The following is a 24,427-nucleotide window of genomic DNA, read 5'->3' on the forward strand; positions in this document are numbered from 1 at the left end:
CGCGAGGCCTCAGCGGCGCACCTTCCGGGTGGCCCGCAGCCACTCCTTGTTCATCGCCGAGATCGACGGCAGCGGAATGCCCTTCGGGCAGGCTGTCGCGCATTCACCGGCCAGCGTGCAGCCGCCGAAGCCCTCCGCGTCCATCGTCGCGACCATGTCGAGCACCCGTGTCTCACGCTCGGGCGCGCCCTGCGGCAGCACATTGAGGTGGTTGACCTTCGCCGAAGTGAAGAGCATCGCCGAGCCGTTGGGGCAGGCCGCGACGCAGGCTCCGCAGCCGATGCACTCCGCGTGCTCGAAGGCGAAGTCGGCGTCCGGCTTGGCCACGGGCGTCGCGTGCGCATCGGGAGCCGCGCCGGTGGGGGCGGTGATGTAGCCACCGGCCTGGATGATCCGGTCGAAGGCGCTGCGGTCGACGACCAGGTCCTTCACAACGGGGAAGGCGGCGGCCCGCCACGGCTCGACGTCGATGCTGTCGCCGTCCTTGAAGGACCGCATATGGAGCTGGCAGGTGGTGGTGCGCTCGGGGCCGTGCGCGTCGCCGTTGATGACCAGGCTGCACGCTCCGCAGATGCCCTCGCGGCAGTCGTGGTCGAAGGCGACGGGGTCCTCTCCGCGCAGGATGAGTTCCTCGTTGAGGGTGTCGAGCATCTCCAGGAACGACATGTCCTGGGAGATCCCGTCCACCTCGTAGGTGGCCATGGCGCCGGGTGCGTCGGTGTTCCGCTGGCGCCAGACGCGCAGTTTGAGCTTCATGCGTAGCTCCGCTGGGTGGGGTGGACGTACTCGAAGACGAGGTCTTCCTTGTGCAGGGCCGGAGCCTTGCCCGTTCCCGTGAACTCCCAGGCGGCGGCGTACGAGAACTCCTCGTCGTGCCGGGCGGCCTCACCGTCCGGTGTCTGGGACTCCTCACGGAAGTGGCCGCCGCAGGACTCGGCGCGGTGCAGCGCGTCGAGGCACATCAGCTCGGCGAGTTCCAGATAGTCGACGATGCGGTTGGCCTTCTCCAGCGACTGGTTGAACTCCTTACCGGTGCCCGGCACCTTGATGCGGCGCCAGAACTCCGCACGGATCTGCGGGATGCGGTCGAGCGCCTTGCGCAGGCCCGCGTCCGTGCGCGCCATGCCGCAGAACTCCCACATGACTTCGCCCAGTTCGCGGTGGAAGGAGTCGGGGGTGCGGTCGCCGTCCACCGCGAGCAGTTGCCTCAGCCGATCCTCGGTCTCGGCGAGCACCTGTGTCACCGCCGGGTGCGAGGCATCCACGCTCGTCGGGTGCGGGTTGCGGGCGAGATAGTCGCTGATCGTGGAGGGCAGTACGAAGTAGCCGTCCGCCAGGCCCTGCATCAGCGCGGACGCGCCCAGCCGGTTCGCGCCGTGGTCCGAGAAATTGGCCTCGCCGATCGCGAAGAGGCCCGGGACGGTGGTCTGGAGGTCGTAGTCGACCCACAGCCCGCCCATCGTGTAGTGCACGGCCGGGTAGATCCGCATCGGGACTTCGTACGGGTTCTCGGCGGTGATCCGCTCGTACATGTCGAAGAGGTTGCCGTACTTCTCCTCGACCTCCTTCCGGCCCATCCGCCGGATCGCGTCGGCGAAGTCCAGGTAGACGCCCTGCCCGCCGGGGCCGACGCCACGGCCCTCGTCACAGACGTTCTTCGCGGCGCGCGAGGCGATGTCGCGGGGGACGAGATTGCCGAAGGACGGGTAGATCCGCTCCAGGTAGTAGTCGCGCTCGTCCTCGGGGATCTCGTTCGGCGGCCGGTCGTCGCCCTTCGCCGCGGGCACCCAGATGCGGCCGTCGTTGCGCAGCGACTCGCTCATCAGGGTCAGCTTGGACTGGTGGTCGCCGGTGCGCGGGATGCAGGTGGGGTGGATCTGGGTGAAGCAGGGGTTGGCGAAGTACGCGCCGCGCCGGTGGGCGCGCCAGATGGCGGTGGCGTTGGAGTTCATGGCGTTCGTCGACAGATAGAAGACGTTGCCGTACCCGCCCGAGGCCAGGACCACCGCGTCGGCGAAGTGGCTGGAGATCTCGCCGGTGATCAGATCGCGGGCGACGATGCCGCGGGCGCGCCCGTCGACGACGATGAGATCGAGCATTTCGGTACGGGCGTGCATGGTCACGGTGCCCGCGGCGATCTGCCGCGACAGGGCCTGGTAGGCGCCGAGCAGGAGCTGCTGTCCCGTCTGGCCGCGGGCGTAGAAGGTACGGGAGACCTGGACGCCGCCGAAGGAGCGGGTGTCGAGCAGTCCGCCGTACTCCCGGGCGAAGGGGACGCCCTGAGCCACGCACTGGTCGATGATCTCGACCGAGATCTGGGCGAGCCGGTGGACGCCTGCCTCGCGGGCCCGGAAGTCGCCGCCCTTGACGGTGTCGTAGAAGAGTCGGTGGACCGAGTCGCCGTCGTTGCGGTAGTTCTTGGCCGCGTTGATGCCGCCCTGGGCTGCGATGGAGTGGGCCCGGCGCGGGGAGTCCTGGTAGCAGAACTGCTCGACGTGGTAGCCCTGTTCGGCCAGTGTCGCGCCCGCGGCGCCGCCCGCGAGGCCGGTGCCGACCACGATGACGGTGTATTTACGGCGGTTGGCGGGGTTGACCAGCTTCGCCTCGAAGCGCCGGCGGTCCCAGCGCTCGGCGATGGGTCCTTCCGGAGCCTTGGTGTCGGCGATCGGCGCGCCGGTCTCGTAGGCCGTGTAGTCGGGGTAGTGGGTGTGGTCGGTGTAGTGGGTGTAGTCGTTCATGTCAGCTCACCACTCCGGTCATGACGGCGACGGGTACGGAGACGAAGCCCGCGGTCAGCAGCAGCGCGAGGACGCCGGCGAGCGCCTTGAGCGCGCGGTCACGGGTGGCGTTGCCCATGCCGAGGGTCTGCGCCGCGCTGAAGAATCCGTGTTGGATGTGCAGACCGACGGCGAGCATCGCGACGATGTAGATGACGTTCCCGTACCAGGTGGAGAAGGTCGCGACGACGTTCTCGTACGGATGGCCGGGCTGAGCGTTCTCGTTGACGGTGAGCGTCGTCAGGTCGAGCAGGTGCCAGACGATGAACAGCGCGACGATGATGCCGCCCCATCGCATGGTGCGGGTGGCGTAGCTCGCGCGCCGCCGCTTGTGCGCGTACGGAGTGGGCCGGGCTTTCAGGTCACGGCGGCTCAGCTGGTACGCCGATACCGCGTGCCCCACGACGGCCGCGACCAGCACCACGCGGACGATCCAGAGGGCCCACTCGTAGTGCAGTACGGGCCCGCCCATGGTGCGCAGCCAGTGGCCGTAGGCGTTGAACTCCTCCGGGCCGAAGAAGACCTTGAGGTTGCCCATCACATGCGCGACCAGATAGCCGAGCATGATCAGGCCGCTCACGGCCATGACCGTCTTCTTGCCGACCGTCGATCCCCAGAAGGTGCGCGTGGGGGGCGGTTTCCGGTCCGTCCGCGTTGCCAGAGCCATACGAGGAACGCTAAAGCGAAGGTATCCAGAGGTCCAAGACATGATCCGGCTCATCTCCATAGACATGCCCTATCGTGGATCCTATGCAGTTCCAGCAGCTCCTCTACTTCGTGGCGGTGGCCGAGACTCGGCACTTCACCCACGCCGCCGAGCGTGTCCATGTCTCCCAGCCCTCCCTCTCCCAGCAGGTCCGGGCGCTGGAGAAGGAGCTCGGCGCCGAGCTCTTCAGCCGGGCCCGCGGCAATATCGCGCTGACCGACGCGGGCGAGGCGCTGCTGCCGCTGGCCCGGCGCATCCTCGCCGACGCCGACACCGCCCGGCACGAGGTGCAGGAACTGGTTCAGCTGCGCCGCGGCCGGGTCAGGCTCGGCGCGACGCCCAGTCTCTGCACCGGCCTGCTCCCGGATGCGCTGCGCACCTTCCACGATCTGCATCCGGGTATCCAGCTGCTGATCGAGGAGAGCGGTTCGCACGATCTTGTACGGGAGCTGGCACGCGGCTCCCTCGATCTGGCCCTGATCGTGCTGCCGCTGCCGCCCGCGTCGCCGGCGCTGACGACCGTGGAGCTGCTGCGGGAGGAGCTGGTCGTGGTGTCTCCCCCAGAGCTTCGCCTGGGAGGTGCCCCCACGGCTGCGGCGCCGAGCAGCCCGGTGCGGATCGCCGATCTGCGCGATCAGCCGCTGGTGATGTTCCGGCACGGCTACGACCTGCGCGAGCTGACGGTCACCGCGTGCCGCGCGGAAGGCTTCGAGCCGGGCTTCACCGTGGAGGGCGGCGAGATGGACGCGGTGCTCGGTTTCGTCCGGGCGGGGCTCGGCATCGCGGTGGTGCCGAGCATGGTCGCCGACCGGGCCGGCCGCGACCTGCGGGTCACACCGCTCGCCCGGCCGGGACTGCGCCGTACGATCGCGCTCGCGCACCGCAGCGACGTGGCCCCGCCGCGTGCCGCGCGTGAGCTGCAGCGGGTGCTGCTGGACACCCAGGCCGCCGTCGTCTAGCCCCGGACCCCGCGCCTCAAACGCCGGCGAGGCTGAATCGGCGATTGAGGAGATGCGGCCGAAGGTCGCATACAGGGTCCGGGGCGGAGCCCCGGGGGGAAGCTACACCGCGTCCGCCAGAGACAGGGCATGCAGTTTGTCCGGCGGGCCCGGCCGGGCGTAGTACCAGCCCTGCGCGGTGTCACAGCCGAGCTCCCGCAGCTGTTCCGCCTGGGCGCCCGTCTCCACCCCCTCGACCGTGACGGCCAGCTGAAGGCTGTGCGCCAGCGAGACGATCCCTTCCACGATCTTCAGATCGACGGGGTCGGCGGGGTGGCGCTGCATGCCCTGGGTGAAGGACCGGTCCAGCTTGAGCACGCTGACCGGCAGCCGGCGCAGATTGGCGAGGTTGGAGTAGCCCGTGCCGAAGTCGTCCAGCGCTATGTCCACGCCCATCTCGGCGAGTTGACGCAGCGGCTTGAGCAGATCCTCGTCGGCGCCGATCAGCGCGGATTCGGTGACCTCCAGGCAGAGCGCACCCGGTTCGAGGCCGGAACGCTCCAGGACGTCTACGGTGTCGGCGACCAGACCCGGGTGGTGCAGCTGGGTGGGCGAGAGGTTCACATTGATCCGCAGGGGGCCTCCGTCGGAGTGGCGCTCCTGCCAGTATCTCGCCTGGCGTACGGCCTCCCCCAGCACCCAGCGGCCCAGCGGCACGATCAGCCCGGTGTGCTCGGCGAGCGGTATGAACTGGTCCGGCCCGAGCACGCCGTGCTGCGGATGGCACCAGCGCACCAATGCCTCCGCGCCGTGCACGCTCCCGTCGCCCAGGTGCACCAGCGGCTGGTACTCGATGAAGAACTCACCGCGCTCCAGCGCCGCGGGCAGCGCGGTGGTCAGACCGTGCCGGGTTATGGCGCGCGCGTCCGCCTCCGGGTCAGCGAGCTGGAAGCGGTTGCCCCCCGCGGACTTGGCCCGGTACATGGTGATGTCGGCGCTGCGCAGCACCTCGGCCGTGGTGCGCTCGCCGGCCGGACCCTCGACGACGCCGATGCTCCCGCGGACGGTGAACTCCCGGCCGTCGACGCAGACGGGCGAGGAGAGCACGGCGAGGATACGGGTGGCCAGTTCCTCGACCTCGCGCTGGGTGTCGGGGCCGGTCGTCAGCGCCACGAACTCGTCGCCGCCGAGCCGGGCGACCATCTCGCCCGGCGCGGTGGCGCAGCTCTGCAGCCGGTCCGCGACCTCCACCAGCAACCGGTCCCCCGTCGCATGGCCGAGGCTGTCGTTGATCGCCTTGAACCCGTCGAGATCGAGGTAGCACAGGCCGAAGCGGGCGCCGTCGCCCGCGGAGAGCGCCTTCTCCAGGCGTTCGAAGAACAGTGTGCGGTTGGGCAGTCCTGTCAGCGCGTCGTGCGTGGCCTCGTAGCGCAGCCGCAGATTGAGCAGCCGGCGCTCGGTGGTGTCCTCCATCAGCGCCAGCTGGTACTCCGGCTGACCCTCGGCGTCCCGCAGCAGAGAGACCGTCAGATTGGTCCACAGCACGGTGCCGTCGTTGCGGAAGAACGGCTTCTCCACCCGGAAGTGTTCGCGCTCGCCGCGGACCAGCTCTCCGTACAACTCCCAGACATGCGGGCGGTCTTCGGGATGCGCCCAGTCGGTCACCTTCCGGCCGCGCACATGGTGCTCAAGCCCGCCGAACATGCGCGTCAGAGTGTCGTTGACCTCGAGCACATTGCCGTCCAGGTCGGCGATCCCGATGCCGATCGCGGCCCCCTCGAACACCGCGCTGAAGCGCGCCTCGGTGGCGTGCAGCGCCTGCATCGCGTCACTGCGGGCCAGCAGCGAGGAGCGGGCGATGGCCTCCTGCTCTGCCAGCGTGCGCTCGCGCAGCCCCTGGGCGAAGCCGGCGGCCAGCGCGTGCTGCAGCCTCGCGCAGCGAGCCCGGCTCTCCTCGGCCGTCGGCCCGGCCGTCTGCTCGGGATTACCGCCGCCGCAGTACAGCACCAGGTACGCGTCGATGACGCCGAGCGTGCGGCTGAGCGCCTCGGGGTCCGTGCAGTGGGCCTCGACGAGGGCGGCTCCGACCCGCTGCGCGACCTGTGGGTCGAAGGGGAAGGCGTGCAGCGAGAGGCTCAACTCCCGGGCCAGCGGCAGCAGATGCTCTTCGACCTCGGGCCGGGTCAGCGATGTGGCCGTCACCGGGAAGATGGCCCGGCTCCAGATCGTCGCGAATCTGCGGAGTCTGTCCTCCAGGCCGTCCGGGTCCGCCGCGGAACCCGCCGCCTGCGACGGCGCCATCACGCCTTGCGCCCCACCCCGGCGAAACCAGCGAACGCATATGGGTCTTCCTGCTCGGCGGGGGTGCCGGGCCGCCAGTGCGGCATGGACACCAGACCGGGCTCGACCATCTCGTACCCCTCGAAGAACCGCGCGATCTTCTCGCGCGAGCGCATGACCAGCGGCCTTCGTATGTTCTGGTAGACGCCGACGGCGCCGCCCGCCTGCTCCTCGGGCACCGGGATTCCTTCGTACGAGGCGTGGGTGAGGATGATGAGGCTGCCGGGCGCGAGCGCGTCCCGCAGCTGGGCGACGGCGCTCTGCGGGTCGTCCTCGTCCTCGAGGAAGTGCAGTACGGCGACGAGGAGCAGCGCCACCGGCCGCTCCAGGTCGAGCAGTTCAGTCGTCTCGGGGTTCTCGAGTATCTGCCGGGGCTTGCGCAGGTCGGCGGAGAGGACGACGGCCTGCTCATTGCCGTCCAGCACGGCCCGGCTGTGTGAGACGGCGACCGGGTCGTGGTCGACGTAGACGACCCGGGATTCGGCGGTGGCCTTCTGCGCCACCTCATGGACATTGCCGAAGGTCGGAATGCCGGAGCCGATGTCGAGGAACTGGGTGACGCCCTCGCTGACCGCGTAATTCACGGCCCGGCGCATGAACGCGCGGTTCGCCTGCATGATCTTGGGGAGGCCCGGCATGAACTCCATGGCCTTGCGGGCGGCTTCCCGGTCGACTTCGAAATTGTGCGAGCCGCCCAGGTAGTAGTCATAAATGCGGGACACGCTCGGCATCGATATGTCGATGCCCTGCGGGGCCCAGGCGGGACGCTCCATCGATGTCTCCAACAAGTCGCCACGGGGGAGTTCGGCCATGTCCATGGCCAGTGTTCGAGCCGAGGCTACTGATCGCCCGCCAAGAGAGCGAGCCCAAACGGAAATTACCGGTCCGTTCTTGGTCACACGCCGACGTTACACAGCAGCCGGCCCGTCTTCACGCGGGGGGCGTGAGACGGGCCGGCCGGGCCGGATGCGCGGCGTGGGGACTACTTGGGCGCTCCGACCAGCTTGCCCTGGGGAGATACCGCGTACCAGGTGCCGCCAACGCCCTGACCGTTGGTGTCACCGGCCTTGGCGTCGCCCGAGAAGGTATAGATCGGCCAGCAGTCGATGGTCTGCTGCTTGATTCCGTCGGGCCGGCTGAAGGTGACAAAGCCCTTCTTGAGGATTCCCTCGGTGTCGTTCTTGGCTACGGGGTCGACAACCGGCCATTTCTTGAGGCATTCACCGGTGCAGGCCGTCTTCATGGGCCAGGCGGAGTCCTTCTTGAACCGGTAGACCGTCATACCGTTCTTGTCGACGATGATCTCGCCGAGCTTGGCGTCCTTACGGACCGAGAGTCCCGCCAGGTCGGCGGCCTCGCCGCCCGCTTCCTCAGCGGCGCCGTCGCCGTAATCGCCGCCGGAGCCGACGCCCGCGCCACCGCCGGCCTTCTTGCCGTCGGGGGCGGAGGCGTACCAAGTGCCGCCCACGCCCTGGCCCTTGGCGTCGCCGGGCTTGGTGTCCTTGGCGAAGCGGTACATCGGCCAGCCACCGATGGTGAGCTGCTTGGAGCCATCAGCCCTGGTGACCTCGCCGATCAGCGAGGCGTCGGTGCCGGGGGCGGCAGAGGCGCCACCGGCGGCCACGACGGGCCATGCCTTCGCGCACTCACCTTCGCAATTGGACTTCGGCGGGCTGGCGGTGTCCTTGTCGAAGCGGTAAAGCGTGAAGCCGGCGCTGTCGGTGACGACCTTGCCGAGCTCCTTGCTGTCCCAGACGGCCAGTTGGCCGCCCGGCTTGGCGGCTGCCTGGTCTGCGGCGCCGGCGCCGTAGTCCGAACCGTAGCCGCCGTCGGCAGGGGCCGCCGGATTGGCCGCGCCGACCGCCTGACCATTGGGGTTCTCAACGCCCTTGTCCTGACCGCACGCCGTCGTCAGCGCGAGTACGGCCGTTGCAGTCACCGCGAGCGAGGCGTTCCGCCAGGTGTTCATGTCCACTCCCGTAATCCATCGAGCTTGCCTCGGCGCCTCGATGCGCCTTCATGGCCCTAGGTACGGACAGCGGTGGGCGATGTGTTCAACGCGTCTGAAAAAATCTTCTTGAGTCGCGATCGCGAATCGTCGAAATCCCCCCTCCACCAGAAGAATTCACCCCAAGACGGAATGGCTTGATCTCAACTGCACCACTGACTCCGTCAGTCACTCAGGGAGCCGAACCGGTCGAGTGCGCCACGTACCTGTTCCCCCATCGACGCGCTGCCCTTGTGCCCCGAGTCGTCGACGACGACGAGTTCGGCTTCGGGCCAGGCGCGGCTCAGTTCCCATGCGGTGTCGAGCGGGCTGCTCAGGTCCAGCCGGCCGTGGAAGAGAACACCGGGAATTCCCTTGAGCCGATCCGCGTCGCGCAGCAGGGCGTCCTCTTCCAACCAGGCACCATTCGCGAAGTAGTGGGAGGCGATCCGTACGAGCGCCAGTCGCGCGGCCGAGGGGCGGCCGCTGTAGGGACTGGACCCGCCCTGGGGTTCCAGGGACAGTACGGCGTCCTCCCACCGGCACCACTCGGCGGCGGCCCGCTCCCGTACGCCACTGTCGGAATCCGCCATCAGGCGCGCGTAGGCGGCGACGAGATCGCCGTCGCGGTCGGCCTCGGGGACGCCGGACCGGAAGCGCTCATGCTCCTCGGGGAAGAACCGCGCGACGCCGCCGTAGAGCCAGTCGATCTCCGACCGCCGGGTTGTCGTGACTCCGTTGACGACGATCTGGGACACCCGCCGAGGATGCCGCTCGGCGTACGCGAGGAGCAGCGTCGAGCCCCAGGATCCGCCGAAGAGCAGCCAGCGCTCGATGCCCAGGTGCTCCCGCAGCTGTTCCATGTCGGCGAGGAGGTGGCCGGTGGTGTTGTGGGTCAGGCCGGATTCCGGATCGGCGGCGTGCGGCGTACTGCGGCCGCAGCCGCGCTGGTCGAAGAGGACGACGCGGTAGCGGTCCGGGTCGAAGTAGCCGCGTACGCCGGTGGAGCACCCGGAGCCCGGACCGCCGTGGACGACGAGGGCAGGTTTACCGTCGGGGTTGCCGCAGACCTCCCAGTGGACGAGGTGTCCGTCGCCGACATCGAGCATCCCCTGTGCGTACGGTTCGATCGGCGGATACAGCTCCGACATGCCTGTGCTCCTTGTCTGCCGGGACGGCTGCCGTCCCGGGAGCCCTCCCGGTCCCACGCTCGCCGGCACCGGCCGAGCCATCTTCCGGCACCGGAGACGACGCCGCGACACGCCCGGGCGGTGCGCCCGCACGGGGGACATCGATACCCCATTCGCGCGACAGCGATCGCGTGGGGGTAACAGCCCCTCTTAGCGTTTCGGTCATCGAGGCGCATTCTCTGCCTTTTGTGGAAATCCGTTCCGCAGCTGCTCCTCGGAGACCCGGAGGAATGTCCATGCGTGCGATACGTGCCGCATCCGCCGCTCTGCTGGGAGTGGCCTCATTCACGCTGACCACCCCCACCGCGGTGGCAACCGACAACCAGGTGACATCGCCCGTCTTCAGCGTCAGCCCCGCGACCGTCGCGCCGGGCGGGCGTGTCACTCTCTCCGCCAGCGGATGCAACACCACGGCAACCGCCACATCCGGGGTCTTCGACACCGTCTCCATCCGTCTGGGCACCTCGACCACGGCCGTTGTCGACTCCGACGCCAGAGTCGGCGGGCAGTACTCGGTCCAGTTCAACTGCCCCGGGCAGGGGACCGGATCGTTCAACATCACCATCGCGGGCGGAAGGTCCACTCCGACCATCGGCAGCACCGCAACCACCGGAACCACCACCACCGCCACCGCGCCCGGAGCCGTCAGGGGCGGGCTCGGCGGCAGCATCGCCGGGCTGAACGCCGGACAGCTCGCGGCCGGCACCGCACTGGTCGTGGCCGCGGCCACGGCCACCATCTTCCTCGTCCGCAGGCGCGCGGAGGGCCGTCGGCACTGAGGGCTGTGCCCCGTATCGCTCTGTCTTGATACGCCCGGATACGCCCGTCGCCCCGAGTCCTGAGCCAGGACTCGGGGCGACGGGCGTATCCGGGAGGTTCATTCAGCCGGTCAGATGTGAGGGCTGCTGACCGTACGGCGGCGACGGACGATGAAGAAGCTGCCGCCCACGGCCGCGATGAGCACCAGGCCGGCGCCGATCGCCATCTCGGTGGAGCTGGGACCGACGGACCCGCCGAGACCGCCGAGCGCGCCCTTGGCTGCGAGCACGGTGAACTGCTGGGTTGCCACCTGCGCGTTGTCACTGCACCTGACCGCCAGGTTGTACTGACCCGGCGCCGCGTCGTTGTGGACTCGCGCGGTGGCGGTCGCAGTGCCCACGGAGAGATTGGTCTGAGGGAAGGCGTTGGACGTAACCGTGCCACCACGGGTGCAGCCCCGGGCCGTGATCGTCAGGGTGCCGCCCTGGTGTACGGACTGCGGGTTGACGGTGACGCCCAGGGCACTGGTGCCACCCAGACCGCCGACCAGGGGGCCTGGGCCGATGTCAAGCCGGCCGATACCGCCCAGGTTGTTGTTCCCCCGGCCGTTGTTGTTCCGATCGTTGTTGTTCCGGCCGTTGTTGTTCCGGTCGTTGTTGTTCCGGTCGTTGTTGTTGCCTCGGCCGTTGTTGTCCCGATCGTTGTTGTTGTCGTTGTTGTTCCCCCGGCCGTTGTTGTTGCCCTGGTTGTTGTTGTCCCCCCGGCCGTTGTTGTTGTCGTTGTTGTTCCCCTGGTTGTTGTTGTTCCCCTGGTTGTTGTTGTCCCCTCGACCGTTGTTGTTGTTGTCCCCTCGACCGTTGTTGTTGTTGTCCCCTCGACCGTTGTTGTTGTTGTCCCCGCGGCCGTTGTTGTTGCCCTGGTTGTTGTTGTTGTTCCCTTCGTTGTTGTTGCCCTGGTTGTTGTCCCCTCGGCCGTTGTTGTTCCCTTCGTTGTTGTTCCCTCGGCCGTTGCCTCCTTGGTTGTTGTCTCCTCGGCCGATGCCCCCCAGGTTGTTATCCCCCCGGCCGTTACCGCCCTGGCTGGTATCCCCAAGAATGGTGCCAAGACGACCGGTGTCCCCTTGATTGGTGTCCCCCAGAATGGTGCCCCCCAGATTGTTGTCAATCTGACCGTTTCCCCCTGGATCGACGTCGCCGCCCGCGGCGGCCGGCGGAGCAGAGAGCGCGACGGCCGCGATGGCGGCCGCGGCCACTGCGAGAGAGCGTGCTTGCATCGTGAACCCTCCTGTGGAAGACGCCCCAAAGCGGCGCTCCGGGAGATTCGACGAGTACGCCTTCCACGACGAACACTCACTGGGACCGACAACCCACGCATTTCGGCACTGGTCCACCCCAGTGAGCCGACACGCCGACGACACGCCGGAGGGCCTGACGGAGCCGCAGGTCACAGACCGTCAGAACATTTATCTGCCTAAATACTCGGATGGGGCATCGCTCCGTGCCCACCACCCGTTCGCCCCTCTCTCCTCGCCGTGTGGACAGGGCGCGCTTAGCGTGCTCACAGAGGCCACGAAGGGAGAACCATGCGCCTGCACTACGGCGACTCGGAGAAGAAGAGGCGCTCACCCTGGGGCGTGCTGGCCCTCGCCTTGCTCAGCGGAATCGCCATGATAAGGAATGGCGCGGATGTCTCCCTCGGGCCGCCCCAGCCGGCCGCTGCCGCATCGATCGCCGGTCGTGGCCAGGGCGAGACGTTCCTCCCGTTCAACCTCGAGCCGCTCGCGTACGCCCCCGCGGAACGCGTGCGGATCCCGGCGATCGGCGTGGACGCTCCGGTGATGAACGTGGGCCTGGACAAGGACGGCTGGATCGCCCCGCCGCCCGCGCACGAATCCAATATGGCGGGCTGGTACCAGAACGGCATCGCCCCCGGCCAGCGCGGCACGGCGGTCGTCGTAGGCCATGTCGACAACCTGTCGGGGCCCGCCGTCTTCTACGGCCTCGGCTCCATCCAGAAGGGTCAGCACGTCGAGGTGAGCCGCTTCGACGGCAAGACCGTGGTCTTCGAGGTGTACGGCGTCGAGGTGTTCTCCAAGCAGGACTTCCCCGGCTCCCAGGTGTACGGCGACACAGGGCAGGCGGAGCTGCGGGTGATCACCTGCGGCGGCGGCTACACCAAGGCGAACGGCTACTCCGGGAACGTCGTCGTGTTCGGGCGGATGGTCAGGATCCGCTGATCCAGGCCCTTGTGCGAAAGCCGCCGAGTCACCGCCGCGTGACCGCCGGGCAGCAGCCGCCACGCGGTTCAGCGGCGCGGAACGGTGATGCGGTACCCGGCGTCAAGCAGCTCGGGCAGATAGCGGCGCAGCGCGGCGACGCTCTGCGAGCGGTCGCCGCCCGCGTCGTGCGACAGGACGACGACGCCGGGCCCCGCACCGTTCAGCACCCGGCGGACGATTGTCTTCGTTCCGGGCTCGGTCCAGTCGCGGGTGTCGAGGGTCCAGGCCAGCGGCTCCATGCCGAGCTGCGCGCCGATCTCGAAGGAGTGCTTGTTCCAGGCTCCGAAGGGGGCCCGGTACCAGAGCGGCGGGGAGCCCGTCGTCTCCTCGATCACTTCGCTGGTACGGCTCAGCTCGTCGCGGATCCGGGACGGCGGGAGCTTCGGGATCAGCGGGTGCGACCAGGTGTGGTTGCCGACGACATGCCCGTCGTCGGCCATCTCACAGATCAGATCTCGGTTGTCCGCTGCCATCTCGCCGCAGACGAAGAACATCGCGGGCACCTGGTACTTGCGCAGGGTGCTCAGGATGTCCGGCGTGTAGCGGGGATCGGGGCCGTCGTCGAAGGTGAGCACCATGGTGCGCCCGGCCTCCGCCATCTTCAGGATGGGCTGCCGGCGCACGGGTGGCATCGCGCGGCCGAATCTCGGCGGAGAGATCGCCGTCATGGGCTGCAGCCGGTAGGCCGATGCCTTGACCGGCCGGTGTGCGACGGCCCGGGGACCCCCCACTGGGAGCGCTGCCTCGGTGCCGGCGGCGGTCGGCGCCCGTTCGGTGAAGAGCAGCCCGGCGGTGGCGGCTGCGCCGAGGCAGGCGCCGAGGCGCATCACCGACCGACGCCCCGGGAGCATCTGATCCTTTTTCATGACCAACTGCTCGCACGGCTGACGCCCCGGGCACCCCATCAACACCGGTAATACAAGCGAAAGCACCCGATGGGAGCAGCGGGACGGCTCGGGTCCACCGGCTCCGGCCACAGGGCTCAGGTCCACCGGCTCCGGCCGCCGGTTCAGGCCGTCAGCTGCGGCGCACCAGCGGGAAGGGCAGCGTCTCGCGGATGGTCAGCCCGGTGAGGAACATGACGAGCCGGTCGACTCCGATGCCGAGACCTCCCGTCGGCGGCATGGCGTACTCAAGCGCGCCCAGGAAGTCCTCGTCGAGCTCCATTGCCTCCGGGTCGCCTCCGGCGGCGAGCAGCGACTGGGCGGTGAGCCTGCGCCGCTGCTCCACGGGGTCGGTCAACTCCGAGTAGGCAGTGCCCAGTTCCGTACCGAAGGCCACCAGGTCCCAGCGTTCGGCGAGCCGTGGGTCGCGGCGGTGCTGGCGAGTGAGCGGGGAGACGTCGGTCGGGAAGTCCTTGTAGAAGGTGGGCATCCTGGTCCGCTCCTCGACGAGGCGCTCGTACATTTCGAGCACCACGTCGCCGCGGGTGTCGTCGGGGATGTGCGGGACGCCGGCCCGGTCGCAGAGTCGGCGCAGCACGGCCTCGTCGGTGTCGGCGTCGACCTCCTCGCCGAGCGCCTCGGACACCGCTCCGTACAACGTCTTGACCGGCCAGGGGCCGGAGATGTCGTGAGCGACGAGTTTGCCGTCCGGGCCGGCATTGTGCGCGATCGGGGCGCCGAACGCCGCGGTGGCCGCGCCCTGGATCAGCTCACGGGTCAGATCGAGCATCACGTCGTAGTCGGCGAAGGCCTGATATGCCTCCAGCATCGTGAACTCGGGGTTGTGCTTGTAGGAGACGCCTTCGTTGCGGAAGGTGCGGCCCAGCTCGAAGACCTTCTCCATGCCGCCCACGCACAGCCGCTTGAGATACAGCTCGGGCGCGATGCGCAGATACAGGTCGAGGTCATAGGCGTTGATGTGGGTGGTGAAGGGGCGGGCATTGGCGCCGCCGTGGATCTGCTGGAGCATCGGCGTCTCGACCTCGAGATAGCCGCGGTCCAGCAGTCCCTGGCGCAGTGCCTGGACGGCGGTGGACCGGTGGCGTACGACATCGCGGGCCTCGGGGCTCGACACCAGGTCGAGATAGCGGCGGCGGACCCGGGCCTCGGGGTCCGCCAGGCCGTGACGCTTGTCGGGCAGCGGGCGCAGGCATTTGCCGGTCAGCCGCCACTCGGTCACGAAGACGGAGATCTCGCCCTTGTCGCTGGCGCCGATCTCGCCGCCGGCGGTGATGTGGTCGCCGAGGTCGACGACGGAGGTGAAGTCCTTCAGCAGGCCTTGACCGCAGTCCTCACGGGTGAGAGCGAGCTGAAGGTCGCCGGACCAGTCGCGCAGTACGGCGAAGACGACGCCGCCGAGATCGCGTACGGCCATCACGCGCCCGGCGACGGTGGCCTTGCGGCCGGTGCGGGTGCCGGGTTCGAGTGTGGGGGTCTCGGCCCGGATCTCGGCGAGGGTGTCTGTCGGCCGGGCGATGCCTACCGGGTAGGGGTCGGTGCCGTTGGCGCGCAGCCGCTCCAGCTTGCGGTGGCGGATCCGCACCTGCTCCGGCAGCCGCTTCGCCCCCGTCGCGTCGGGCGAGTCCGGACCCACCAGGCCGAGCGCGTCGATGGACGGCAGCCCCTCCGTGGTGACGGGGGTGACCGCGCCCTTGGGCCGTCCCTTGCCGTTGCCCCAGAGCTTGCGCAGGCTCGGTACGGAGACGAAGCCCTCGGCGATCCCGGAGGCGAGGCCCACACGGGCGAGGGAGCCGGCGTCGCCGTAGCACAGGAAACGCGGATACCACTCGGGCTGGTACTTGACGTTGGACCGGTAAAGGGCTTCCAGCTGCCACCACTTGGAGAAGAAGAGGAGCAGCCTGCGCCAGATCCGCAGGACGGGGCCCGCGCCGATGCGGGCGCCCTCCTCGAAGGCGGAGCGGAAGACGGCGAAGTTGAGGGAGACCCGGCGGATGCCGAGCCGGGACACATGGGCGCACAGCTCGGCGACCATGAACTCCACGACGCCGTTGGGCGCGGTGCGGTCCCGGCGCATCAGGTCGAGCGAGATGCCTTCCCTGCCCCACGGCACGAAGGAGAGCAGGGCGATCAGATTGCCGTCCCGGTCGAGGGCCTCGACGAGCAGGCAGTCGCCGTCGGCCGGGTCGCCGAGGCGGTCGAGCGCCATGGAGAACCCGCGTTCGGTCTCGGTGTCCCGCCAGGCGTCGGCCTTGTCGACGATGCGCCGCATTTCCTCGTCGGTCAGGGCGGAGTGACGGCGGATCCGGGTGGTGGCGCCGGTCCGCTGTACTCGGTTCACGGCCTGCCGGGTGACCCGCATGTCGCGGCCGTTCAGGTCGAAGCGGCCGACGTTCAAGATCGCCTCGTCGCCGAGCTGGATCGCCCCGAGCCCGGCGCGGGCGAAGACCCTGGCGCCCTCCTCGGACGCGCCCATCACGGCGGGGGCCCAGGCGTACCGTCTGGCTACGTCCAGCCAGGCCTCGATGGCGGGGAGCCATGCCGACCGGTCACCGACCGGATCGCCGCTGGCGAGGCACACGCCTGCCTCGACCCGGTAGGTGACGGCGCCCTTGCCGTTGGGTGAGAAGACGACGGCCTTGTCGCGGCGGGTGGCGAAGTAGCCGAGTGAGTCCTGGGAGCCGTAGGCGCCGAGCAGGGCGCGGATGCGGGGCTCCTCGTCACCGTGCAGGGCGGCTTCCAGGCGCTGCGAGCGAAACAGCGTCGCGGCCGCGCTGAGCAGGGCGATCGCGCCGAAGAGACCGAGCAGGAAGAAGAGCAGGCGCGGCGGGCGGCCGTCGAACTCGTCGCTGGAGACCAGTCCGCCGAGCACCCGGTTGGCGGCCCACAGCAGCCGCTGGCCCTGCGGCAGCCCGCCCGGGAACGCCTCGACAAGACCCCAGCCGACGAGGATGCCGGCGGCGAGCCCGAGGACCAGGACGAGGAGCGCGCGCCGCAGGGCACCGCGCCGGGTCTCCGCGTAGAACTCCCCGCGCGCCGTGACGAGCACCGCCACGGCGATCGCGCACAGCACGAGATTGGGGATCCAGGTCCAGTCCTGGTCGAAGATCAGCACCAGTACGTCGGCGAGCAGCAGCAAGGTCAGATAGCCGACGACCAGCCACCAGGCGGCCTTCTTGCGGGCGCCGACGGCCGCGGCGAGCAGCAGCAGGAACGCGGCGTAGGCGAGGTTCGCGCTGACGGGAACGGTGACCCGGTCCAGGAAGAGGGCGACCGGTCGCAGCACCTGCCGCAGCGGAGGGATGAGCGCGAGGACTACACAGAACACGCCGAGTGCGCCGAAGAACATCGCGAATGCGCCGGGCACCCTGCTCAGCAAGCTGCCACGGGCGGGAGTCGGCTCCTGCACGGCGACACTCATGATCTGCACTCTAAGGAGGCCACCGGCGGGCCGCCTGTCGGGAGCGACTAGCCTCGATGGTGTGACAGAGCAGCAGCCTCGGCAGCAACCGCAGCAATTCGAACGCGGCACCGACGGCCCCAAGGTCATCGTCGTCGGCCTGGACGGTTCCGATTCCTCGCTGCGTGCGGCTTCGTACGCGGGCGGTCTCGCCCGTCGGCAGAACGCCCTGCTCGCCATCGTGTACGTCCAGCCGGTGATGCCGGTGGGCGCGGCGTTCGGTGTCCCGGTCGGGGACACGACCGGGGAGATCGCCGAGGAACTGGTGGCCGAGATCCGCTCCGCCGCCGAGCGGGTCAAGGGGATCTGGGACGTCCGCTGGGAGTTCCACACCGTCCGCGGTGACCCGTACAACGGACTGGTCACCGCGGCCGACGAGCTGAAGGCGGACGCCGTCGTGGTCGGGGCTTCGGAGTCGGCGGGACACCGGATCATCGGGTCGGTGGCGGTCCGTCTGGTGAAGGCCGGGCGCTGGCCGGTGACCGTCGTTCCCTAGCCCGGGTGGCGGCCGCCGGTGGCGGCCGCCGGTCCCTGCTGCGTGCGCCGACCGTTCACCGCACCACTCGTCGCTCCGTGCGACCGCTCGCCGAAGACAGCTGTGCGCCGTCTGTCCCTCCGCGCCCGAATGCGTTCGTATACGCCACGTGGCAGCGACCTCCGCAGGGAAGGGCATTGGCAATGGCGACCGCGACCGCTTCAGTGACGACCGACGAGCGGGCCATGGCGGATCTGCAGCGTGAACACGGCCCCGCTCTGTTCAGCTTTCTGCTCGGTCTGACCTATGGGGACCAGCAGCGCGCCGAGGATCTGCTGCAGGAGACGCTCGTACGGGCCTGGCAGCACCCCGAGGCGTTCGACGGCCCTTACGAGTCGATGCGGCCATGGCTCTTCACGGTCGGCCGCCGCCTGGCGATCGACGCCCGCCGCTCCCGGCTGGCCCGTCCCACCGAGATCGGCGACGCGGTCCTGGCCTCCACGCCGGACCCGGCGGACGTCACGGAGGCGGCCGTCGCCGCGCTCGACGTCCGCGCCGCCGTGGAGTCACTGAGCCGCGAGCACCGCGCGGTGCTGGTGCAGATCTACTTCCACGGGCTGAGTGTCAATGAGGCCGCCGAGGCGCTCGGGATACCGGCAGGGACGGTCAAGTCGCGTTCGTACTACGCACTGCGTGCGCTCGCCCGCTGCCTGCCGGGCTACTCCCGTCCGCGCGCGACGGCGAGCGCGGGCCGTCCCTGACTCCAGCACACTCGAGGCGCGGGCCGTCCCACACACGGGGCGCCGACAGGAGCCTCCGCAACGCGCGTCGCGATCGTTCGGCCGTTCGTCGCCGGGAGCGCGGCCGAGTCACGCGCGCCCCGGATGTCCCGCCGGTGTCCTCGTCCCCCTGCGGTCACGGCCAAAGGGCGACAGTATGCGAAACCTCACGCTCAAGTTGAGTAAAGACGGGCTCCCCGCCGTGTTTCTCGGTGGAGGCTCTTCGTCGGGTCGGCACACGAAGCCGCCCAGCGAAGTCGTCCGGGAGGAAGGTGGGAAGCGTGCGGCCCGAGAGTTCGAACGGCACCAGCGGAGGCGGGCTGGCAGTCCCCATGGCGTGGCTCTGCGCCGAGTACATCGCCGACGAGATGCTGCGCACGGGCGCTCTCGTCGAGGGCGGTTCGCTCGAGTACCGGGCGGGCCGCCAGACGCTGGCGCTGACCATCTATCTGTGTGACAGCGCGGAAGAGCTCGCGGGCGTCCGGGTCATCTCCCGCATCGACGAGTGGCTGTCGCTGACCTCGTACGGCCATCCCTGGCGGGAGTGGGTGGAGGAGCGGCTGGCCGCCCGGCGGCAGCGGGAGAGCGAACTGGGCGACGGCGCCAACCCGGATCTGGCCCTCGCGCTGGGCGCCTGGGGCTGGCTGCGGCAGACCGAGCTGCTCGCCGCCGACCTCGGCCAGGGCAGCGAAGCGTGGCGCTCGCCGAACCCGATGGACGCGGCCGTGGACGAGTACGCGCAGATATGGACGCCCGCCTGGCAGTTGGGACTTCCGCTGAGCCATCTGGCCATCCACCTCTACTGCTGAGGCGGGCCCGCCGACCGTCCGCCTCCCCGGGGACACCTGAGCAACCCGTGGGATGGCCACCGGGAAGGCCACGGCGGCGCGGAGCCGCCTCGCCCGGCGGCTGAGCTGCCGCACGGCTCGGGTGGCCGCCGCAGTCTCAGTACCCGGACCTGCGGCCCGCCGAAGAGTGCACGCCCGCCCGGTACTTGGGGATCCGGATCGTGATCTTCATGCCCGCGCCGACGCCCGTCTCGATGACGAGCCCGTGTTCGTCCCCGTACACCTGGCGCAGCCGTTCGTCGACGTTGGAAAGCCCGATGCCCGACGACGACGTCAGCTCCCCCGCGAGAATCCCGCGCAGCACGTCCGGGTCCATACCCACGCCGTCGTCCTCGATGGTCACCATCGCCTCGGCGCCGGCATCACGAGCCGCGATGGTGACGCGGCATTCGCTCTTCGAGTCCTCCAGGCCGTGTTTGACGGCATTCTCGACGAGCGGCTGCAGACACAGGAACGGCAGTGTCACGGGCAGCACTTCCGGCGCGACCTGGAGGGTCACCTTGAGCCGCTCGCCGAAGCGGGCCCCGGCGAGCGCCAGGTACTGCTCGATGGAGCGCAGCTCGTCCGCGAGGTTGGTGAACTCACCGTGCCTGCGGAAGGAGTAGCGGGTGAAGTCGGCGAATTCCAGGAGCAGTTCACGGGCCCGCTCGGGATCCGTGCGGACGAAGGAGGCGATCGCGGCGAGCGAGTTGAAGATGAAGTGCGGCGATATCTGGGCGCGCAGCGCACGGATCTCAGCCTCGATGAGCCGGGTGCGGGACCGGTCGAGCTCGGCCAGTTCCAGCTGTACGGAGACCCAGCGGGCCACCTCGGTCGCGGCCCTCACCAGGACGGCCGACTCCCGCGAGCCGTAGGCGACGAGCGCGCCGAGCACGCCCTCCTCGCCGGTCAGCGGGGCGATCACGGCCCAGCGCAGCGGGCACTCCAGGTCATCGCACTCGGTGTGCACGCTCTGGCTGCGCCCGGAGTCCAGCATTTCGGCGACGCGCACCATCACACGCTGCTCATGGTGGTCGGCGCCGGGACCGTCCCAGGCGAGGACGGACTCGCGGTCGGTGAGGCAGAGCGCCTCGGTGCCGAGCAGCGAGCGCAGCCGCCGGGCGGCCTTGCGTGCGGTGTCCTCGGTGAGGCCGGCGCGCAGCGGGGGCGCGGCGAGCGAAGCGGTGTGCAGGGTGTGGAAGGTGGCCCGTTCGACGGGCGTGCCCAGGTCGAGGTCGGACTTGACGCCGCGCCGTGCCGTCAGCCTGCCAAGCGCGATTCCGGCCACCAGCAACACCGCTCCGGCCGCTGCCAGTGCGGCCATCCCCATCCCGGTCACCGTTCCGCTCCTTCGGGCTGCGGCCTGCCGACGAGGTCTTCCGGCAGATGCAGCCGCGCGAGGATGGCGGTGGCGCCGGAAGGTATGTGGCTCGGCGTGGCCAGCGAGACCAGCACCATGGTCAAAAATCCGACGGGCACCGACCACACGGCGGGCCAGGCCATCAGGGTGTGCGCCCAGCCCTCGGGAGCGAGGCCCGCGCGGGTGGCCATCACAGCGGTGAGCGCGGCCCCGCCGCCGACGACGAGCCCCGCCGCGGCCCCCGGTGGGGTGAGCCTTCGCCACCAGATGCCGAGCACGAGCAACGGGCAGAAAGAGGACGCCGAGACGGCGAAGGCGAGGCCCACCGCGTCGGCGACGGGCACATTGGTGGCCACGATGCTGACGGCGAGCGGCACCGCCATGGCGAGGAGGGTCGCGAGGCGGAAGTGCCGTACGCCTCGCGAGGGCAGCACGTCCTGTGTGATGACGCCGGCGACGGACATGGTCAGTCCGGACGCGGTGGACAGGAACGCCGCGAAAGCGCCGCCGGCCAACAGCGCCCCGAGCAGGTCCCCCGCGATTCCGCCGACCATCCGCTCCGGCAGTACGAGCACGGCCGCGTCCGCGTCCCCGGTCAGGGAGAGTTCGGGAGCGTAGATCCGCCCGAGCGCGCCGTAGACGGGGGGCAGCAGATAGAAAGCGCCGATCAGCCCGAGGACGACGAGGGTGGTGCGGCGCGCGGCACGTCCGTTGGGGCTGGTGTAGAAGCGGACAGCGACATGCGGAAGCCCCATCGTGCCGAGGAAGGTGGCGAGGATCAGTCCGTACGTCGCATACAGGTGGTAGCCGTCCCGGCCGCCGGAGAGCGGCTGCGACCAACTGGCCGGATCGGTGCCCGACGAGGCCCGTTCGGGCACTTTGGCGCCCTGCGGGAAGCCAAGGGTCGTGCCGGCCCCGATGCGATGGGTGCCCTTGTCGAGAGTGACCTTCTGGTCCTCGTACGGTGTGCCGTCGACGTGGCCGCTGACGGTGAGGGTGAGTGGCCCGTCGAGGTCGACGCGGACGGTGTCGTCGATGCGTACGGCCGTGTGCTGGCGGAAGAGCGCCGGCGCGTCGAAGCGCGCCCGGGGCGTGTCGTCACCGGCCCAGGCGGCGACGAGGAACAGCGCGGGCACCAGCAGGGCGGTGAGCTTGAGCCAGTACTGGAAGGCCTGTACGAACGTGATGCTGCGCATGCCGCCGGCCGCGACGGCCCCGGTGACGACGAAGGCGACGACGAGGCCGCCCACCCAGTCGGGTGCGCCGGTGAGGATCTCCAGGGTGAGGCCCGCGCCCTGTAGTTGGGGCAGCAGATAGAGCCAGCCGATGCCGACGACGAAGAGGCTGGCGAGCCTGCGCACGGCGGCGGACTCCAGGCGGGCCTCGGCGAAGTCGGAAAGGGTGTACGCCCCCGAGCGGCGCAGCGGGGCGGCGACCAGCACCAGCAGGACGAGATATCCGGCGGTGTAACCGACCGGGTACCAGAGCATGTCCGGGCCCTGCAGCAGGACCAGTCCGGCTATGCCGAGGAAGGAGGCGGCGGAGAGATACTCGCCGCTGATGGCGGCGGCGTTGAGGCCGGGTTTCACCGTGCGGGAGGCGACGTAGAAGTCGGAAGTGGTGCGGGATATTCGCAGGCCGAGCGCGCCGATGAGCACGGTGGCGAGCACCACGACGGTGACGGCCGTCACCGCGTAGGTCTGGTTCACGAGGTCAGCGTCCTTCGACGAGCCTGGTGAAGTCCTCTTCGTTGCGCTCGGCCCGGCGTACATACCAGCGGGCGGTCAGCCACATCACGGGGTAGACCGCGACGCCGAGGGCCGCCCAGACGAAGGGCTCGGGCGAGGAGAGGGAGCCGCCGAAGACGGCCGGGAGCGCGAAGAGCAGCGGCAGCGAGCCGACGAGCAGGGCGAGCGTTCCGAGCGCGTAGAGCGCGGCCCGCAGCTGGCTGCGCATGAGCGAGCGCACATAGGTGGCGCCGAGCGTCGTCTGCTCGCTGATCTCGGACCGGGCGGGGGCGTGCCGCGCCGTGCGCCTGGCCCCGCGCGGCACGCCGGTGACCACCTCACGGCGGGGTTGTTGCTCTGCAGACATCGTCGTCCGCTCCAGCGTGTGTCGGCGGAATCTCGGGAGCTGTGGAGTCTACGCAGCGGCGATTACCTACGGTAGACACCTGCCGCGCCTCGAGACCGCCACGCTTCTCGGTGGGCCCTGTCAGTGGCCCGCGCGCTGGACGCAGTCACTCAGCGCGATCTCCAGCTCGACGTATGACTCCTCCGCCCTGCGGAACGCGACTTCGAGGGCGGCTTCGGCGCGCGGGCCGGCCAGCCCCTGTGCCGATTCCTGGATCTCGTACAGCACATCCGCCCAGCGCCCGGCCGCGCTCTTCGCGGTGGTGAGGAGTGCCTCGAGGTCACGGGCGCTGGACACCCGGGTCGCCGGCAGGCTCCGGAGTTCCTCCAGCAGTGCTTCGATGTCGGACATCAGGCCCCTTCTCCCGTGCCCGATCAAGGCTAGGCGGCGGGCAGGAGCGGTTGCCGCCGTATCCGGCGGCGGCTCGGTCAGCGGATGACGCGCGTCGCCGTACGGCCGTGGCGGGGCGACGAGCGGCTCCGTCCACCCGTCCAACGGTCGGCCGGGTCGGGGTGGGGGTGCGCGGCGGCGGTTCAGCCCCTGGCGTGCCGCATCAGCAGTTCGCGCAGCTGGCGCGCATGGCGGCGGCTGACGGCGAGTTCGGCGGAGCCGACCCGGACGGTGGTCGCCCCGGCGTCCAGGCGCAGTTCGTCGATACGCGCGAGGGCGACGAGATGGCTGCGGTGTATGCGTACGAAGCCGCGCGACGCCCAGCGCTCCTCAAGGGTGGACAGCGGGATGCGCACCAGGTGGCTGCCGTCCTCGGTGTGCAGCCTGGCGTAGTCTCCCTGGGCCTCCACGTACGCGATGTCGTCGATCGGTACGAACCGTGTGACACCGCCCAGTTCGACCGGTATCTGCTCGGCGGTACTCCCCCCTTGGGCATGCTGCGCGACGGTCGGCGGGATGCCGGGTACGGGGGTGCGCCCCGCGTGGCCCGCCGGGTCGGGCTGCCGGGACTCGCGCGCCGAGACGACCAGGTCGCGGACCCGGCGGACGGCTTCGGCGAGCCGCTCCCTGCGCACCGGCTTGAGGACGTAGTCCACGGCCTTGAGGTCGAAGGCCTGGACTGCGAAGCCCTCGTGGGCGGTGACGAAGACGATCAGCGGCGGACGGGCGAATCCGGCGAGCAGTTTGGCCACGTCGAGGCCGGTGAGACCGGCCATGTGGATGTCGAGGAAGACGACGTCGATGCCGTCGTCGCCGTCCGGGCCCGCGTCCAGTGCGCGGCCGATGCGGCGCAGTGCCTCGGTCGCGTCCGTGGCTCCTTCGGCGCTCCTGATGCGGGAGTCGGAGCGCAGGAGGTAGAGCAGCTCTTCGAGTGCCGGTTTCTCGTCGTCGACAGCCAGTACGCGCAGCATGCCACGGAGTGTAGGCGCGCCTCGACGGCCGGACCACGGCGTCCGGTCGCCGAGCCCGCCGGCCCCCCGGCCCTCGAGCAGGCAGTTCGGCCGGCGGCCCGTTCACACTCCGGCACGGTGCGCGCTTCGCGGCGGTTGCGCTTGACGCGCGCGAA

At 69.8% G+C, this 24,427-nt stretch carries 21 protein-coding genes; 6 read left to right on the top strand and 15 right to left on the bottom strand.

Translation table 11 applies throughout. The features are described from left to right. Nucleotides 1-9: 9 nt before the first annotated feature. The 3 genes from J7E87_RS03335 to J7E87_RS03345 are packed head-to-tail and all read right to left on the bottom strand — an operon-like array spanning nucleotide 10 to nucleotide 3,444. Nucleotides 10-756 carry a succinate dehydrogenase/fumarate reductase iron-sulfur subunit gene (locus tag J7E87_RS03335; RefSeq protein ID WP_215089639.1) on the bottom strand — a complete coding sequence of 249 codons (747 nt, stop codon included), beginning with the start codon at nucleotides 754-756 and terminating at the stop codon, nucleotides 10-12. Then, nucleotides 753-2,738 carry a fumarate reductase/succinate dehydrogenase flavoprotein subunit gene (locus tag J7E87_RS03340; RefSeq protein WP_215089642.1) on the bottom strand — a complete coding sequence of 662 codons (1,986 nt, stop codon included), beginning with the start codon at nucleotides 2,736-2,738 and terminating at the stop codon, nucleotides 753-755. Before J7E87_RS03340 ends, J7E87_RS03335 begins: the two co-directional genes overlap by 4 nt. Before the next feature lies 1 nt (nucleotide 2,739). Then, entirely contained in the window at nucleotides 2,740-3,444 is a 705-nt protein-coding gene (locus tag J7E87_RS03345) for a succinate dehydrogenase (RefSeq protein ID WP_215089644.1), read from the bottom strand. Between the two features lie 83 nt (nucleotides 3,445-3,527). Between J7E87_RS03345 and J7E87_RS03350 the strand changes: the two genes are divergently transcribed. Next, the gene (locus tag J7E87_RS03350) at nucleotides 3,528-4,442 is read left to right on the top strand and encodes a LysR family transcriptional regulator (RefSeq protein ID WP_215089647.1); all 915 of its coding nucleotides are present in this window, start codon (nucleotides 3,528-3,530) and stop codon (nucleotides 4,440-4,442) included. 102 nt (nucleotides 4,443-4,544) lie between these two features. On the opposite strand, the gene J7E87_RS03355 is transcribed toward J7E87_RS03350, so the two are convergent. The 4 genes from J7E87_RS03355 to pip form a co-directional block, all read right to left on the bottom strand. Further along, nucleotides 4,545-6,722 carry an EAL domain-containing protein gene (locus J7E87_RS03355; protein WP_215089649.1) on the bottom strand — a complete coding sequence of 726 codons (2,178 nt, stop codon included), beginning with the start codon at nucleotides 6,720-6,722 and terminating at the stop codon, nucleotides 4,545-4,547. Then, nucleotides 6,722-7,534 (bottom strand): SAM-dependent methyltransferase, encoded by an 813-nt coding sequence (locus tag J7E87_RS03360; protein WP_215089832.1) that lies wholly within the window; start codon nucleotides 7,532-7,534, stop codon nucleotides 6,722-6,724. Before J7E87_RS03360 ends, J7E87_RS03355 begins: the two co-directional genes overlap by 1 nt. A 209-nt stretch (nucleotides 7,535-7,743) precedes the next feature. Continuing rightward, nucleotides 7,744-8,730: an SCO0930 family lipoprotein gene (locus tag J7E87_RS03365; protein WP_215089651.1), complete on the bottom strand. Its 987-nt coding sequence runs from the start codon at nucleotides 8,728-8,730 to the stop codon at nucleotides 7,744-7,746. A 203-nt stretch (nucleotides 8,731-8,933) separates the two neighbouring features. Further along, the gene (gene pip / locus J7E87_RS03370) at nucleotides 8,934-9,899 is read right to left on the bottom strand and encodes a prolyl aminopeptidase (RefSeq protein WP_215089653.1); all 966 of its coding nucleotides are present in this window, start codon (nucleotides 9,897-9,899) and stop codon (nucleotides 8,934-8,936) included. Nucleotides 9,900-10,174: 275 nt separating this feature from the next. Here pip and J7E87_RS03375 point away from each other — a divergent pair, with 275 nt between their 5' ends. Next, entirely contained in the window at nucleotides 10,175-10,717 is a 543-nt protein-coding gene (locus J7E87_RS03375) for a hypothetical protein (protein WP_215089655.1), read from the top strand. Nucleotides 10,718-10,827: 110 nt separating this feature from the next. On the opposite strand, the gene J7E87_RS34775 is transcribed toward J7E87_RS03375, so the two are convergent. Then, nucleotides 10,828-11,262, bottom strand: coding sequence for a hypothetical protein (locus tag J7E87_RS34775; RefSeq protein ID WP_308312837.1), 435 nt, complete (start codon nucleotides 11,260-11,262; stop codon nucleotides 10,828-10,830). Nucleotides 11,263-12,279: 1,017 nt separating this feature from the next. Between J7E87_RS34775 and J7E87_RS03385 the strand changes: the two genes are divergently transcribed. After that, complete coding sequence (locus tag J7E87_RS03385; protein WP_215089659.1) at nucleotides 12,280-12,933, top strand: class F sortase; 654 nt, start codon at nucleotides 12,280-12,282, stop codon at nucleotides 12,931-12,933. A 68-nt stretch (nucleotides 12,934-13,001) separates the two neighbouring features. On the opposite strand, the gene J7E87_RS03390 is transcribed toward J7E87_RS03385, so the two are convergent. Beyond that, complete coding sequence (locus J7E87_RS03390) at nucleotides 13,002-13,841, bottom strand: polysaccharide deacetylase family protein (protein ID WP_215089661.1); 840 nt, start codon at nucleotides 13,839-13,841, stop codon at nucleotides 13,002-13,004. Nucleotides 13,842-13,992: 151 nt separating this feature from the next. Next, on the bottom strand, nucleotides 13,993-17,298 hold the full coding sequence (gene lysX / locus J7E87_RS03395; protein ID WP_215089663.1) for a bifunctional lysylphosphatidylglycerol synthetase/lysine--tRNA ligase LysX: 3,306 nt from the start codon (nucleotides 17,296-17,298) through the stop codon (nucleotides 13,993-13,995). Between lysX and J7E87_RS03400 the strand changes: the two genes are divergently transcribed. The 3 genes from J7E87_RS03400 to J7E87_RS03410 all read left to right on the top strand — a co-directional run bounded on the left by J7E87_RS03400 (nucleotide 17,297) and on the right by J7E87_RS03410 (nucleotide 19,400). Then, nucleotides 17,297-17,833 (top strand): universal stress protein, encoded by a 537-nt coding sequence (locus J7E87_RS03400; protein WP_215089665.1) that lies wholly within the window; start codon nucleotides 17,297-17,299, stop codon nucleotides 17,831-17,833. The two genes, lysX and J7E87_RS03400, sit on opposite strands and share 2 nt — an antisense overlap. A 182-nt stretch (nucleotides 17,834-18,015) precedes the next feature. Then, nucleotides 18,016-18,573 (top strand): sigma-70 family RNA polymerase sigma factor, encoded by a 558-nt coding sequence (locus J7E87_RS03405; protein WP_215089668.1) that lies wholly within the window; start codon nucleotides 18,016-18,018, stop codon nucleotides 18,571-18,573. 299 nt (nucleotides 18,574-18,872) lie between these two features. Beyond that, nucleotides 18,873-19,400 (top strand): hypothetical protein, encoded by a 528-nt coding sequence (locus J7E87_RS03410; protein WP_215089670.1) that lies wholly within the window; start codon nucleotides 18,873-18,875, stop codon nucleotides 19,398-19,400. A 136-nt stretch (nucleotides 19,401-19,536) separates the two neighbouring features. Here J7E87_RS03410 and J7E87_RS03415 read toward each other — a convergent pair whose 3' ends face one another. From J7E87_RS03415 to J7E87_RS03435, 5 genes are all read right to left on the bottom strand, one after another. Further along, nucleotides 19,537-20,757, bottom strand: a complete 1,221-nt coding sequence (locus tag J7E87_RS03415) for a sensor histidine kinase (protein ID WP_215089672.1) — start codon at nucleotides 20,755-20,757, stop codon at nucleotides 19,537-19,539. Then, nucleotides 20,754-22,487 carry a cation acetate symporter gene (locus J7E87_RS03420; protein WP_215089674.1) on the bottom strand — a complete coding sequence of 578 codons (1,734 nt, stop codon included), beginning with the start codon at nucleotides 22,485-22,487 and terminating at the stop codon, nucleotides 20,754-20,756. Before J7E87_RS03420 ends, J7E87_RS03415 begins: the two co-directional genes overlap by 4 nt. Nucleotides 22,488-22,491: 4 nt before the next feature. Further along, nucleotides 22,492-22,872, bottom strand: a complete 381-nt coding sequence (locus tag J7E87_RS03425) for a hypothetical protein (protein ID WP_215089676.1) — start codon at nucleotides 22,870-22,872, stop codon at nucleotides 22,492-22,494. Between the two features lie 120 nt (nucleotides 22,873-22,992). Continuing rightward, complete coding sequence (locus tag J7E87_RS03430; protein ID WP_215089677.1) at nucleotides 22,993-23,262, bottom strand: hypothetical protein; 270 nt, start codon at nucleotides 23,260-23,262, stop codon at nucleotides 22,993-22,995. Nucleotides 23,263-23,444: 182 nt separating this feature from the next. Continuing rightward, on the bottom strand, nucleotides 23,445-24,272 hold the full coding sequence (locus J7E87_RS03435; protein WP_215089680.1) for a LytTR family DNA-binding domain-containing protein: 828 nt from the start codon (nucleotides 24,270-24,272) through the stop codon (nucleotides 23,445-23,447). Nucleotides 24,273-24,427: the final 155 nt, after the last annotated feature.

It is taken from the genome of Streptomyces sp. ISL-1 (assembly GCF_018614585.1).
Lineage (GTDB): Bacteria > Actinomycetota > Actinomycetes > Streptomycetales > Streptomycetaceae > Streptomyces > Streptomyces maoxianensis.